The 14,838-nt window shown below is 39.8% G+C and carries 12 protein-coding genes; all 12 read right to left on the bottom strand.

What is annotated here, in order from left to right; all coding sequences use genetic code 11:
- Positions 1-77 precede the first annotated feature (77 nt).
- On the bottom strand, positions 78-1,178 hold the full coding sequence (gene spoVE / locus V7068_RS04195) for a stage V sporulation protein E (RefSeq protein WP_127759708.1): 1,101 nt from the start codon (positions 1,176-1,178) through the stop codon (positions 78-80).
- Between the two features lie 187 nt (positions 1,179-1,365).
- Positions 1,366-2,718: a UDP-N-acetylmuramoyl-L-alanine--D-glutamate ligase gene (murD, locus tag V7068_RS04190; protein WP_499711235.1), complete on the bottom strand. Its 1,353-nt coding sequence runs from the start codon at positions 2,716-2,718 to the stop codon at positions 1,366-1,368.
- A gap of 1 nt (position 2,719) precedes the next feature.
- The gene (gene mraY, locus V7068_RS04185; RefSeq protein ID WP_127759706.1) at positions 2,720-3,697 is read right to left on the bottom strand and encodes a phospho-N-acetylmuramoyl-pentapeptide-transferase; all 978 of its coding nucleotides are present in this window, start codon (positions 3,695-3,697) and stop codon (positions 2,720-2,722) included.
- A 35-nt stretch (positions 3,698-3,732) separates the two neighbouring features.
- A complete protein-coding gene (locus tag V7068_RS04180; protein ID WP_499711234.1) occupies positions 3,733-5,193 on the bottom strand; it encodes a UDP-N-acetylmuramoyl-L-alanyl-D-glutamate--2,6-diaminopimelate ligase in 1,461 nt (486 codons plus the stop codon).
- Positions 5,194-5,436: 243 nt separating this feature from the next.
- Positions 5,437-7,359 carry a stage V sporulation protein D gene (locus V7068_RS04175; RefSeq protein WP_499711233.1) on the bottom strand — a complete coding sequence of 641 codons (1,923 nt, stop codon included), beginning with the start codon at positions 7,357-7,359 and terminating at the stop codon, positions 5,437-5,439.
- Positions 7,360-7,524: 165 nt separating this feature from the next.
- Positions 7,525-9,690 carry a penicillin-binding protein gene (locus V7068_RS04170; protein WP_499711231.1) on the bottom strand — a complete coding sequence of 722 codons (2,166 nt, stop codon included), beginning with the start codon at positions 9,688-9,690 and terminating at the stop codon, positions 7,525-7,527.
- Positions 9,690-10,043 (bottom strand): cell division protein FtsL, encoded by a 354-nt coding sequence (gene ftsL / locus V7068_RS04165; RefSeq protein WP_119116657.1) that lies wholly within the window; start codon positions 10,041-10,043, stop codon positions 9,690-9,692. The genes V7068_RS04170 and ftsL overlap by 1 nt, the downstream gene beginning before the upstream one ends.
- 29 nt (positions 10,044-10,072) lie before the next feature.
- A complete protein-coding gene (gene rsmH, locus V7068_RS04160) occupies positions 10,073-11,005 on the bottom strand; it encodes a 16S rRNA (cytosine(1402)-N(4))-methyltransferase RsmH (protein WP_499711229.1) in 933 nt (310 codons plus the stop codon).
- A gap of 46 nt (positions 11,006-11,051) precedes the next feature.
- Complete coding sequence (gene mraZ, locus V7068_RS04155) at positions 11,052-11,483, bottom strand: division/cell wall cluster transcriptional repressor MraZ (RefSeq protein ID WP_499711359.1); 432 nt, start codon at positions 11,481-11,483, stop codon at positions 11,052-11,054.
- A 196-nt stretch (positions 11,484-11,679) separates the two neighbouring features.
- Positions 11,680-13,308, bottom strand: a complete 1,629-nt coding sequence (gene bshC, locus V7068_RS04150; RefSeq protein WP_499711228.1) for a bacillithiol biosynthesis cysteine-adding enzyme BshC — start codon at positions 13,306-13,308, stop codon at positions 11,680-11,682.
- 254 nt (positions 13,309-13,562) lie between these two features.
- Positions 13,563-13,955, bottom strand: coding sequence for a DUF3397 domain-containing protein (locus tag V7068_RS04145; protein ID WP_499711227.1), 393 nt, complete (start codon positions 13,953-13,955; stop codon positions 13,563-13,565).
- 5 nt (positions 13,956-13,960) lie between these two features.
- Positions 13,961-14,838: 2-dehydropantoate 2-reductase (locus tag V7068_RS04140; protein WP_499711226.1), on the bottom strand; the 878-nt coding region annotated here is incomplete at its 5' end.

The raw sequence follows: 14,838 nt of genomic DNA, 5'->3' as shown, positions 1-14,838 counted from the left end.
ATCTCTATTAATCAATGATGATTGATTTAGACAGCGGCTTATAAAAAAAAGAAGCTCTATATGAACAGAGCTTCTCCTTAAAAGCGGGAATAACGACTAATATTCAACAACACACCGATGGCCATAAGCATCAACGTTAACGAAGATCCCCCGTAACTTAAAAGAGGCAAGGTAATTCCGGTAACCGGCATTAACCCGGTTACAACGCCAATATTAATCATAACTTGAATGGCTACCATTCCAATAATCCCAACAGCCACAAGACTGCCATAAAGGTCTGGAGCACCTAGGGCGATGCGAATTCCTCGCCAAAGCATTAGAGCAAATAAAAAGAGGACGAGCGAGCCTCCAATAAACCCTAATTCCTCCGATAAAATAGCAAAGATAAAATCCGTTTGCGGCTCCGGAAGATAAAAGAACTTTTGCCGACTTTGCCCTAATCCAAGACCAAACAAACCTCCTGGACCAATTGCATACAAAGATTGAATCATTTGGAATCCGCTTCCAAGAGGGTCCTCCCACGGATCCAAGAAAGACGTAATTCGCTTTATTCGATACGGAGCCGATAATACGAGGACTACGAAACCTGCAACCCCGATTAAACCTAGCCCAACAAAGTGGCTAATTCTTGCTCCAGCAATAAAAATCATGACCATACACGTACCAACCATAACTGTGCCCGTTCCTAAATCAGGCTGAAGCATAATTAACCCAAAAGCTAAAAAGACAAGGCTTAGAGATGGCAGCATCCCTTTTTTAAATGATGTAATCAGCTTTTGCCGTTCAGAAAGAAACTTGGCTAAAAAAGCAATCATCGCCAGCTTCATAAATTCTGATGGTTGAACGGAAAAAGCTCCAACGCCAATCCAGCTTCGCGATCCATTACGTGCCATCCCAATTCCAGGCACAAGAACAGCTAATAGTAAAATAAAGCAAACAATAACCAGCAGTTTCGCCCATGTGCGCCACGTCCAATAATCAACATTCATAATAAAAAACATAGCGACAACGCCTAAACAGGCAAACAACAACTGACGCTTCGCAAAATAAAAAGAATCATCAAATTTATAATCTGCCCAAATAGCGCTGGCGCTGTATACCATAGTTAAACCGATGGCCAAAAGACTTAGTGTCACGATAATGAGAATTAAATCGGGATTAGATTTTTTTAATGGCACAGACAATCCACCTCTAAGAAGATTTTAGAGCCTTTTGCGAGCAACACCAGCTGAAGTTGTACATAGGCAGGCTATACTTTAGTCAAAAAAAAAGCGATAACCACCATTATCGCTTTTTTCTAAGATGTCGAAGTGAAAGCAATGCTGCTTTCTTCTGTAAAGCCCAAATACTTTCAATAAAAAGCTCTTACTTCAGCTTATGCACAGCCTCCATAAACATGTCCCCTCTTTGCTCAAATGTTTTATATTGGTCCCAGCTTGCACAAGCTGGAGAAAGGAGAATGCAGTCGCCTTCGTTTGATAATTCGAAAGCAACCGGAACAGCCGTTACTACATTATCGACACGTTTAATATTCGTTATTCCTATTTCTTTTGCTACACGTTCAATTTTCTCTGCTGTTTGTCCAAATGTCACAACAGCTTTCACGTTTTTCATACTCGCCTTCAATTCGTCAAACTCATTGCCGCGATCCAGCCCGCCAGCTAGTAAAATCGTTGGTTCTGAGAAAGACGCAAGCGCCTTAGAAGCAGCCAAAATATTCGTCGCTTTTGAATCATTATAAAATTTACGATTCTCTATTGTGGCTACATATTGCAAACGGTGTTCTACCCCATGAAACGACGACAGTACCGATTGAATCGCTTCATTTGAAACACCTTTTAATTTCACAACAGATATAGCCGCTAAAACATTTTCTAAATTATGTTTACCTGGCAGAGCAATATCCGCTGTATTCATCACTTTTTCACCACGGAAATAGACAACGCCTGCTTCTACATAGGCACCTTGCTCCTGCTTTGTCGTCGCTGAAAATGGAACTAACTCCGCCTGTGAGCCGGCAGCCATGCGTCTTACTTCTTCTTGGTCTGCATTGTAAACAAAGAAATCTGTCTTTTGTTGTTTTTTTGTGATCGCTGCTTTCGCCTCTGCATATTCTTGCTTCGAGCTATGATAATCAAGATGAGCATCATATAAATTTGTCACAAGCGCGATTTCTGGGCGAAACTCTTCAATTCCCATTAACTGAAACGATGATAGCTCAATGACGATTGTATCCTCTGCTTGTGCCTCTTTAGCCACACCGGAAGCAACTGTACCAATATTTCCAGCAATTAACGGCGACTTGTCCCCAGCCTTTAACATTTCAAAAATTAATGTGGTCGTCGTTGTTTTCCCATTTGTTCCAGTAATCCCAATAAACGGCGCCTCACTAATTTGATAAGCAAGCTCTACTTCCGTAATAACGGGAATCCCTTTTTCCAGAGCCCCTTTGATAAGCGGATTACGATAAGGAATTCCTGGATTTTTGACAATTAGCTCGAAGCCTTCATCTAACAGCTCAATAGGATGACTCCCGCATATCACTTTAATACCTTGCTCTAGCAGCCCTTGTGCCTCAGGATTCTCAGACAGCGGCTTCATATCATTCACCGTTACAAATGCTCCTAGCTTATGAAGAAGAGAAGCAGCCGTGACCCCGCTCTTCGCTAACCCTAATACCAATACTTTTTTTTGTGAATATTTTGCTGTTTCCTTCATTTTACACCCACACCTCTAAATAGATTCCGAGCACTGCACAAAGTAATCCTACCGTCCAAAACGTCACAACAACGCGCCATTCTGACCAGCCAGAAAGCTCATAATGATGGTGCAGCGGGCTCATTTTAAAAATTCTTTTTCCTCTTAATTTAAACGAACCAACTTGCAAAATAACCGACAATGTTTCAATAACAAAAACTCCACCAATAATAACAAGCATTAATTCTAAATTTGTTAACAGCGCAATCGAAGCGATGGCTCCACCTAAAGCGAGCGAGCCTGTGTCCCCCATAAACACCTTAGCCGGATGAGCATTAAAGACAAGAAAACCTAGTACCGCACCTACAACAGCTACAGAGAAAATCGCGACATCATATTGAGATTGATTCCAAGCAAGTACAGCAAATGCTCCAAAAGCAATGGCTGATGTCCCGGAAACAAGCCCATCTAAACCATCTGTTAAATTCACGGCATTCGAGAACCCAACAAGCCAGAAGATAACAATAAATACATAAAACCATCCAAAATCAATAGCAACATCCGTTCCTGGAATCGTTAGAGAAGGAACAAAATGATCGGCGCGTCGATAAATTAAATAAAAAATAACAGCAATAACGATTTGACCGAATAATTTTTGCTTCGATGTTAAACCGAGATTTCGCTTCATCACTACTTTAATAAAATCATCTAAAAAGCCTAATAAACCAAACCCTAATGTAACAAATAATAATAAATATGTTTCAAACGATGGTTCTGAAAATTTAAATGTCATCACGAGTGTCGCAATCGTAACCGCAAGCAAAATCATGATGCCGCCCATCGTTGGTGTTCCTGTTTTCTTTTGATGTGATTTTGGCCCTTCTTCCCGAATGCTTTGCCCAAATTTAAGCCTTCTTAAAAATGGAATAAAAATCGGGGAGAGCAGGACAGTAATTAAAAAAGCTACCAAAATCGTATAAAAAATTACTTGTTCCAACATTCCTTACTCCCTCATTCCTCATACAATAAAATCATTTATTTGTTTAAAATTGCTTTCTTTGCTTCTTCACGATCGTCAAAGTGCAACACTTGATCTCCTATCAGTTGATACGTTTCATGTCCTTTTCCAGCAATGACAATGACATCACCAGCTTCAGCTTGTGAAACTGCATAGGCAATTGCTTCACGACGATCCTCTATTACTTTATACAATTGGCCGGCAACGCCTGTTTCCATATCACGTAAAATTTGGCTTGGATTTTCGCTGCGTGGGTTATCGGAAGTAAAAATTGGAAGCGTCGCAAATTGACAAGCAATTTTAGCCATCAGTGGACGTTTTGTTTTATCTCGGTCGCCTCCGCATCCAACAACGACAAAAATCTTTTTCTCCGCAAATTCTTGAACTGTTTTCAACACATTTTCTAAGCTGTCCGGCGTGTGAGCATAATCTACAATAACAGGAAATGCTTGCCCTGCTGAAACAAGTTCAAAACGACCCGAAACACCTTTTACTTCTTCGATTGATTGAATGCTTGCATCTAAATCTACGCCCGCACATAATGCTGCTGAAATTGCCGCTAGTACGTTATACACACTGAACTTACCCATAAGCTGCAGTTGCACGTGTCGCTCTTCATTCGCAAATACAAGCGTAAATGCGGTCCCTTTTGCCGAAATATGAATATCCTTAGCAACGACATCAGCTGGTTTGTCAATCCCATATGTCACAACCGTCGCTGCAGTTGCCTTAATGAAATCTTCTGCTGCTTTATCATCGGCATTTAACACAGCATATTTAGGACGGTTCTCTATATAAGTATTTCCAAGCTGAGAGAAAAGCAAAGATTTTGCTTGTTTATAATGTTCCATCGTTTTATGAAAATCTAGATGGTCTTGCGTTAAATTAGTAAAAACTGCAATATCATAATCACAACCATGCACCCGCCCAAGCTCTAAAGCATGTGACGACACTTCCATAATAGCGGTATCTACGTTTGCTTCCATCATTTGATGAAACGCTTGCTGCAACGTTACACTATCGGGTGTTGTATTTTTCGTTTCATACGTTTGATCAGCGATTTTCGTATACATCGTGCCGATTAACCCGGTTGTTTGTTGTTGGTCACCAAAGATTTTCTCTAAAAGATGGCTCGTTGTTGTTTTACCATTTGTGCCAGTAATGCCAATTAAGCGTAGCTTTTGTGTTGGATGACCGTAAAAAGCATCTGCCAGTACCGCCATTGCCCGCTTTGTATCTCGAACAACGATAACGGGTACCGGTAAATCAAGCGGTCGCTCAGCAAGAATGGCACTTGCTCCATTGTCTACAGCAGATTTCGCGAACTCATGGCCATCAACGGTGTACCCTTGAATACAAACAAATAAACTACCGTCCTTTACTTTACGGTTATCATTCTCTATCGAGGTAATGTCTGGATTATCCCCTTCATATTTAACTAAAGCATGTAAATAAGATAGTAATGTATGTAGCTTCATTTTTCTCCATCCCTCTCAACTTTATCTGAGGATTTATTATAGGTGAATCATTACACCTTGTCGAGAAAAGCATGTATCATTGCTTTTCTATTGTAGACTCTTCAGCCTTCTTAACTGTTTCCTTTAACTATTTTATTTCTAAACAAAACCTCCACTCCCTAAACTGTGTTATTCAGCTTAGGTTATCGTAAAACAAAGCGGCTGATGTTTCAGCCGCTTCCACTAACCATGTTTATTTTATACTTATTCTGTATTTTCGCCAAGATAAATTCGTATTGTGGCCCCTTCTTTTATTTTCACACCCGCTTCCGGTGCTTGTTTAATAACATAATCACCTTGTCCAGCAATATCGAGCTTTAAATCAAGCAGCTGCGTTTGTAATTCGTTTTTCGTCATTCCCACAACATTAGGTACTTCAATCATGACAGGGTCGTTCCATTTCCGCTCTTTTTCAATTTGATTTTTTCGCGGCTTCACATTAAGAGCATGAAGAGAGTCTTCCATGATTTTCCCAACGATTGGAGCGGCAACTACACCACCAAATTGTACAGTCCCTTTCGGATTATCTACAGCAACATAAATAACGACTTCTGGCTTGTCTGCCGGGGCAAATCCAATAAAGGAAACGATATGATTATTTTCCAAATAGCGTCCATTTTCTGCTTTTTGAGCCGTTCCTGTTTTCCCGCCAACTCGATAAGATTCTACGAAAGCACCCGCTCCGCTTCCTTTCGCTACAACCGATTCAAGGGCACGGCGCACTTCCTTCGATGTTTCCTCGGAAATAACGCGCCTTTTCGCTTTAGGTTTTTTCTCCATCACTACTTCCCCTGTTGTTGAGTCAATTAGTTCCTTCGCAATATAAGGTGTATACAGGATGCCGCCATTGACCGCTGCAGAAACAGCGGTTACCTGTTGAATCGGAGTCACAGATACCCCTTGCCCAAACGCTGTTGTAGCCTGCTCAACCGGACCAACTCGGTCCATATTAAACATAATCCCTGTACCCTCCCCAGCCAAATCAATACCTGTTTTTGCTCCAAATCCGAAATCTTTAATATATTGAAACAGCTTGTCTTTTCCGAGCCGTTCTCCTAATTGAACGAAGCCGGGGTTGCACGAATTTTCAACTACTTCTAAATAGGTTTGTGAGCCATGTCCGCCCCTTTTCCAACAACGTAAAGTTGCGCCTGCTACTTCGACATGTCCTGGATCAAAAAACGTATCTCTATCTAAATTGACCTTGCCTTCTTCAAGGGCCGCTGCCAGTGTGATAATCTTAAATGTCGAACCTGGCTCATAGGAACTCCATACTGGTAAATTTCGATTATACACTTCAGGTGGTACTTCCTGGAAGTTAGCTGGATCAAAAGATGGTCTACTCGACATCGCTAAAATTTCACCTGAATTCGGGTCCATCGCAATCGCAATGATGCCATCCGGATTATAGGTCGCCTCTGCATTATCAAGTTCTCGCTCAACAATCGTTTGAATTTTGCTATCAATCGTCAGCTTTACATCATTGCCATCAACAGGCGCTTTATAATCATCCGCCATATTTTCGAGTCTTTTTCCTTTAGCATCTGAGTAAAATTTCACATAGCCTTTTTCACCACTTAATTCTTTATCGTACGTTAATTCAATGCCCATTAAACCTTGATTATCTGAACCAGCAAATCCAAGTACATGTGATAAATAGGAACCAAATGGGTAATGCCGTTTTGAATCTTCTGCAATATATACTCCCTTTAACCCTAGTGCTTTTATTTTTTTCGCTTTTTCATGAGAAATCTTCCGTCCTTCTGGAATACGAACACTCATCGTCTTCTTTGTCACTAATTCGTAGGCTTTTTGTTTTTCCATATTTAATATAGAAGCAAGTTGTTCCGCCGCTTCGCCTGGGTTTTCGATTTGCCTTGGAATCACGTATACAGTCGGAGCTGAAATATTAGTTGCAAGTTCTACTCCATTACGATCCAATATTTCACCGCGCTTCGGTTCGAACGGAATATTCCGACTCCACAAATCTTCAGCTAAACTCGTTAACTCGTTGCCACGTAAAAATTGCACAATTCCTAGGCGAATATCGATAATAAAAAAAATGATAATCCCTGCTGCTAAAGCAATCGCCAGCCGTTTTCGCACCGTTACATTAGAAACTCGCAAAAACAGACACCTCCATTCACACTTGCTACAATATATGCTTGTCTTATAGACGGTAGACTAAGAAAAGCAAAGTCGATTGGATCACAACGAAAAAGCATCAGCTTACGCCAATGCTTTTTCGTTCAAACTTTTGTTTATATAGCTGTCTATATGAGTAGACATGCGTTAATCATGCACTTCTTCTTTATCTGATTCCTTTTTCTCGACGATTTCATTCGGTTTTGTTAGTTCAACAATAAGATAATCGCCCTCTTTCATCGTTTTACCAGCTTTCATATTTTGTTTTGTCACATAACCAGTACCTGCTGTATTTAATTGTACACCACTAATATTAGCAACCTTCATAACATCCCGCAGCGACCAGCCTTGCATATTAGGGGCTTTCATTTTCCCTTCCGTTCGGAAAACAATTTTCTCACCTGGCAGTAAAGTAGACCCTGCTTTCGGAGCTTGATCGATGACTTTGCTTCCATCGCCAATTGTCACTACTTCATATCCTAATTGCTTAAGTTTTTTTGTAGCAGTTTGAAGCGATTGGTTCGTAAAATCTTCAAGCTCGGTGGCTGTTTGTTTTTCTATATTCGTTGGTTCAATATTTAAATATTGCAAACTATTTTGCATAACGGGCTTAAAAATCTCTGATACCGGATCTGCTCCTACATAAGAAGTGCCCAATTGCGGCTGCTTAACGGCCACATACATAACAAGCTGCGGATCATCCGCTGGTGCCATTCCTAAAAAGGAAAACACATAGTTATCCCGTCCAACCATATAACGTCCATCTGCTCCAGCAATTTCAGCAGTCCCTGTTTTCCCGGCTACATCATACCCTTCTAAAGCATATGGCTTACCCGTTCCTTTTTTAGCTGTCACAACCGTCTCTAAATAATCTCGAACTTCTTTCGCAGATTTTGCCGAAATAGGCTGACCAACTGCTTTTGGCTTTGTTGTTTTCAGCACTTTCCCATTGTCTTGATTAGAAATACTTTTAATGACATATGGTCTCATCATCTTGCCATTATTAGCAATCGCTGATGCAGCTTGAATTTGCTGAATGGGCGTGATTGTTGACCCTTGACCAAATGCCGTCGTAACCTTTTCAATTTTATATTTATATTGAATCTTGCCGATAATTTCATTTGGCAAGTCAATACCTGTTTTGTTATCAAAACCAAATTTCGTTAAATATTCACGAAACGTATCGGCACCGATTTTATCCATAGCAAGCGTTGAAAAGGCAACATTAGAAGAGCGTTGAACTCCTTCTAGAAACGTCATCGTTTGTCCTGCTTGTATCCCACTGTGGTCTCTAGGTGATTTGGACCCGGGTACATTGTAGCTCCCAGATACATACGTCGCATTTGGATTAAATACTCCCTCTTCCACCGCGGCTGCTAATGTAAAAACTTTCATCGTTGATCCTGGCTCGAAGCTTTCTTCAATGGCTAAATTCCGCCAAGTATCTGTCAAACCCTCCTTCGTAACAGGATGAAAGCTTGGTCGTTGTCCCATTGCAACAATTTCACCTGTTTTCGGGTTAGAAACAATCGCAATGATTTGACTAGGTTTATACTTTTCTTCAACCTTTGTTAAAGCGTCCTCTAATACCGTTTGAACCTTCTTATCAATCGTTAACGTAACATTCTTTCCATTTTGGGGAGCCTTCACCTTTTCTTGACTATCCGGCAGTAACATTCCCCATGAATCACTATCAAAGGTAATCTTCCCATTCTTCTCTAATAAATCATCGTTCATATACCGCTCAATTCCAAATTTCCCTACGGTGTCTCCTGTTTTTTCATCTTGTTCGACATAACCAATTAAATGAGAGGCAAACACACCATTTGGATAAAAGCGTCGGTTCTTCTTTTGGAACGTAATACCAGGCATCTCCAGCTCTTCAATCTTCTGTTTCGTTTCGTGTGTTAAATCACGTCCCGCCTTCCCAAACTCCACTTGAAATAGACCTTTTTTAGTCAGACGTTCATAAATGTCCGACTCATCCATTTCAATGAACTTAGCTAGCTGCTCCGCCGTCTCTTTCGGATTCTCAACATGCTCTTTCTCTTTTTCACTCAATATCGCGATTAAGGTGAAAGACGACGTATCCTCTGCAATGACTTCCCCGTTTGTGTCTAAAATATTTCCTCTTTTCGCTTCAAGTACTTGTTCTCTTTCATATTTCTTATCCAGCTTGGATGCCAGCACTTCTCCACCAGCGACACCTGTTGCCTGAATATAAATAAAACGAATCAGTAAGACAAAAAAGAGCAGGCCGAAAAAGAAAAATAACCCGGCTGCCCCTCGCTTCATATTTTTTTGTTTGAGCATTATTCCTGCACAACCTTCACGTTATTATCATTACGTTTAAGGCCAAGTTCTTCAGCCTTTTTCCATAATCTTTCATAACCACTTAATTCTTTAACCTGTATTTTTAAATCTTCATTCGCTTTTGTTTGCTTTTCAATAGAAACTTCTGCTTGCTGAATATCTTTATTTACTTTATAAATAGCAGCCTGATTAGAAATCATTTTGACACTAACAAATGCCACCATTGCAGCAAGGGCACATAGCAAAAATAGTTCACCAATTGAAATTTTGCTTTTCCGAACGACAACTGTCTGAACAGTTTGTCGCTGCTGTTCAGGTTGTTGCTCCTGAATTTTTTTAGCAAACGAGTTCATTCCACTCACTCCTATTGCATATCATTTGTTTACTGCTTTTCTGCAATTCGTAACTTAGCTGACCGCGAACGATTATTTCCTTCTAATTCAGCTTCTGAAGGTAAAATCGGCTTTCTCGTAATCAACTTCAACGTTGGCTTAAACTCATCAGGAACAATAGGCAAACCAGGTGGAAGGTCAGGTAGGGAGCTAGCAGCTTTAAATACCTTTTTACAAATACGATCTTCTAATGAATGGAAGGTAATAACAGAGATTCTACCACGAGGGTTTAACATGGATATGGCTTGTTCTAACGAATCTTCAAAAACACCTAACTCATCATTTACTGCGATTCGAATTGCTTGAAACACCCGCTTAGCTGGGTGTCCTCCTTTACGTCTTGCAGGGGCTGGAATCCCTTCTTTAATAAGGTCAACTAATTCAAATGTAGTCGTAATTGGTTGTTTGGCACGAGCAGCTTCAATCTTTCTTGCTATCTGTTTAGAGAATTTCTCTTCTCCGTATTGAAAGAAAATGCGTACTAAATCCTCATATGACCATGTATTCACCACATCATAAGCAGAAATAGAAGCATTTTGATTCATTCGCATATCAAGTGGGGCATCATGTTGATAACTAAACCCTCGCTCTGGTGTATCTAATTGCGGCGAGGAGACACCTAAGTCATATAAAATACCATCTACTTTGTCCACTCCACGCGCCTGCAGTTCTTCTTGTAAATATTTAAAGTTATTTTGGATGAGCACGACGCGATCATCATATGCACGTAATTTCTCTTTAGCATTTTGGATAGCGGTAATATCTTGATCAAAGGAGTATAGCTTTCCCTCACTAGATAACTGTGAAAGCAAGTATTCACTATGTCCCGCTCCTCCAAGTGTACAATCCACGTAAATTCCATCCGGTTTTATATTCAAACCATCAACCGTTTCTCTAAGTAGCACAGTCGTATGTTGAAACATTTTTTTCATCCTTCCAATCGATTAATTGAGTCCCATTCGGGTCGCCTTAAATATCAAAGCCGATCATACTCTCTGCTATTTCAGCAAAAGAGTCTTCTGATGCTGCAAAATAGTCTTCCCAAAGGGGCTTGCTCCAAATCTCAATTCGATTGGACACACCAAGAATTACACATTCTTTTTCCAATTGGCCATATGAAATAAGCGGCGCTGGAATATTAATTCGGCCTTGTTTATCTATGTCGCATTCTGTTGCAGCTGAGAAGAAAAAGCGAGTAAAAGAACGGGCATCTTTTTTCGTTAATGGCAACGCCTTTAACTTTTCTGTGAGAAGATTCCACTCCGCCATGGGATAACCAAACAAACACTGATCAAGACCTCGTGTCAACACAAATTGTTCACCTAGGTTGTCCCGAAATTTCGCAGGAACAATCAACCGCCCCTTGGTGTCAATGGTGTGATGGTATTCCCCCATAAACATACCCAATACCCCACTTTCTACTATCAATGTACCACATTTCTCCACTTATCTCCACTTGTTTTAAATTTAAATACTTTGGACCTATCATTTTCCATTAAATGTTTATTACAGGATAAACAAGCACTACTAATTACGCTTATATACTTGAGTAATCCTCCGACATACAAAAAGAGACAGGCTCAAAACCTGTCTCTTCCTATACGTATATAAGTTTATGCTGATTATTAAAGCTATAAGAAAGCTCCATCAAATCCTGTATAAGATCCGGCCCATATTTATTTACATAATAAAAGATATTCCAAATTCGTTCCTGCGGAGCATGTAGTGGATACAAAGATTGAGCGATTCGATCGTATTTACGAACGACAACGGCATTCTTTTCTTTCGTGCTCGCTTCCATTTTTCCATAGATAAAGTCTAACTGCTGCTCAATAAAAAAGCGGTTTTTGTACAGCAAAGATTGAAGTCCTTTATCTAGTTCAACGGCATGCTCTGATAACTGTTGATGATTAACTTGTAAATCTCGCTTCATCTTGTCATACAACTGTTCAAGCAGCGGATCTTTAACAGATTCCAAATAACTTTCTTTTGCTTTGTCTGTTCCTTCTATTAAAACCGTTTCAAGCTCCAAGCCAACTTCCTCAAGGTCTGTTTCAATCCCGCGCTCTACTAACGTAATATTAAGCCTTGGCACAATCGGCGGCATTTTCATCTCGAATAAATCGAAAGCCCGCTTTAATTCAGCCCAATAAGCAATTTCGCCTGGACCTGAAATAAAAGCTAGTACCGGAAAGAGCATCTCCTGCATTAACGGACGTGTAACAACATTGTTGCTTAACCGCTCTGGAGTATCTTTCGCCGTCTGTAAAAGTTCTTGTTTTGTAAAACGCAATTCACCATTTTTTCCGATAATTTGCCCATTGTTTCTCTCTAACAAGCAGCGGTCTTTCTTCTCTGGATTGTAATAGAATAAATTAACAGCGTTCGCATCCATTTCAATCATTCGTCGATATCCTTGCTCTTGAATGAACGCTTGTTGCGCACATACGGCTGCCGTTATATCTTCATGACGCTCTACCATTTGCGTGAAAAATTGCGCCTCTAATTGTCGTAACCGCGGATCTGCTGCATCGATTAACAATAAACCATATTCATGAAACCATTCATGGATAAGTGCCGAAAAGAAATCAACAAATGTTTTCGAACGACACAAAATAGTCTTCATATTGGCAAGCAGCGCACTTGTATAATTTGTCTCACCATACGTTTCGATAATCTCCTCAAACCACTGTTGCATAACCTGTACGTCTAATTCAATATCAGAAACCATCGTTTTAAACGGCTGATAGGAAGGATATGTTTTCTTAGTCGGTTTCCCCTCTTTCATCACATAGACATGATTCACTTCTGCTACGTCATGGTCTTCCCCTGCAATCCAAAAGACGGGAATAACTCTTTTCTTAAGCACTTCTTCTTGCTCTTTAGCCAATTTAATAATCGAGATTACTTTATGAATCGTATATAATGGACCTGTTAATAAACCAGCTTGTTGTCCACCTATTACGACAACGGACCCCTCCTTACGCAAATCCGAAATACTCTTCATCACAGCTTCACTCTTTGGCAATCTTGCCATATAGTTCTCTATATAATCTGCCACTTCTTGGCGCAGAAACGTTCGATTCATTAATTCTTTATATCGATTATGGTACATGTCTTTACTAGACAAATCATAGTGGAAATAATCTTCAACTTCGAGATGCCCTTGTAAATAATCCGAAGCAAACCGATTTAAAGATGGTAACTCGAGATCTTTCATCTCCATTTATGTACTACTCCCTCTCTCTGCATCTTCAGTACTTTTGAGTATAGCACGCTATGTCAAAAAAATAAAAAAAGTTGCCTAACAGCCGAATTTTATGCAACACTGCTGAAAGCTTCACTAAATGATTCAACTAGGTTAGGTTATACAAGAATTTATTGATTGCCCTCATAACCTTACTTAACATTCGATAATATCCATCGTTAAGCTTTTGTTTAACATAGTTCAAGTCGTATGTACTAACAGGTTATGCAGTATTAGAAGATGAATACTCCTAGAATTCTAGTAAATATCCCATACAAGACAAGGACACAATACGTACAAAAAAAGCATGCAAAGTTTAATCTCCAAACCCCTTTCAGAACCTTCGAAAAAACAATTTCCTGTTTTACCTTATAATGAACAAGGACAACTGTACAGGCAATCGTTAAAACAATCAACATTAACACCCAAAAAAGCTGCTTATCCCAAATCACCGTAATCAAATAATTAACGGCAAAAATAAAAAATATAGTACTTAAATCCATTGCAATACGAACGGACCTGCGATGGTTTTTTGTCATTTGCTTCGCCACAGTAAAAAAAACGATATATCCGAGAATCGGTAATGTTACGAATGTTGCCACGAATGCGGATACAACAAACTCCACTACTATCAGCCTTCCTTCCGTTCTTTACCTTTAATCATCGTATAAAGAAAATCAATCAAACGATGTTCCTCTCCATTTTGTTTCGCTTGTGAAAGAACGTATCCTAAAATGGCTTCAATCTCTGTTTGACGTCCATGCTCTAAATCCTTCAGCATGGATGAACGATTTTCTGATGTTCCTCGACATACGGACTTCACATGCTCTAATGCTTGTCCCGGATTGTCTATATGCAAAATAGAAGCTAGTTCTTGAAAATAGATGTCCATTAACTTGGCATATGCTGCATTCGTAACAAGCTCTCCATTTGGAACACCTAAAATAGCCGTTAACGGATTAATAACCGCATTGACAATCAACTTCTCAAGCAACATAGAATGATAATCCTTATACACTTCAAATGGAAAGAGCTCTATCAATTCATGTCTAAACGGCAATTCACTTTCATTCCCTCGAAAAACAGCAAGCTTTGTTTTACCTACCCCTGTATGTTCAACTGTATGTGAATCATGCTTTAAAGCTCCATGCTCAACGACCCCAACAAAAAGAGAAGGTGAAGCTAGCTTATTTAGAAATTCAATATGTCCATAGCCATTTTGCAAAAATAACAGGGGCTGCTTACAATATTGAATCGACGAATAAATGTCGGAAAGCTGATATTGCTTAACTGTGACAATCACCAATTGTGCATCTTCCACATTTTTCGCTAATTTTTTCGCGGTGATTGTTTTCGTTTGCACCTCTCCGTTCCTCATAAAATTTAATCCATCATGATTTAAACGCGCAGCCTGTTCTTCCGTTCTTGTATATACAGTTACGCTATGTGATTGACTCAAATAATTGGCAAACAATAAACCTATTGCTCCGCCTCCAATAATCGCTATTT

Origin of the sequence: Bacillus sp. JJ634, from assembly GCF_036962285.1 — a bacterium.
Lineage (GTDB): Bacteria > Bacillota > Bacilli > Bacillales > DSM-1321 > Peribacillus > Peribacillus asahii_A.
This window is presented reverse-complemented; position numbering and strand designations above follow the sequence as displayed.

Excerpts from the sequence above, each read along its gene's own strand:
- murD (WP_499711235.1), bottom strand. The coding sequence starts at position 2,718 with ATGAAGGAAACAGCAAAATATTCACAAAAAAAAGTATTGGTATTAGGG.
- mraY (WP_127759706.1), bottom strand. The coding sequence starts at position 3,697 with ATGTTGGAACAAGTAATTTTTTATACGATTTTGGTAGCTTTTTTAATT.
- V7068_RS04180 (WP_499711234.1), bottom strand. The coding sequence starts at position 5,193 with ATGAAGCTACATACATTACTATCTTATTTACATGCTTTAGTTAAATAT.
- V7068_RS04170 (WP_499711231.1), bottom strand. The coding sequence starts at position 9,690 with ATGCTCAAACAAAAAAATATGAAGCGAGGGGCAGCCGGGTTATTTTTC.
- ftsL (WP_119116657.1), bottom strand. The coding sequence starts at position 10,043 with ATGAACTCGTTTGCTAAAAAAATTCAGGAGCAACAACCTGAACAGCAG.
- rsmH (WP_499711229.1), bottom strand. The coding sequence starts at position 11,005 with ATGTTTCAACATACGACTGTGCTACTTAGAGAAACGGTTGATGGTTTG.
- mraZ (WP_499711359.1), bottom strand. The coding sequence starts at position 11,483 with ATGTTTATGGGGGAATACCATCACACCATTGACACCAAGGGGCGGTTG.
- bshC (WP_499711228.1), bottom strand. The coding sequence starts at position 13,308 with ATGGAGATGAAAGATCTCGAGTTACCATCTTTAAATCGGTTTGCTTCG.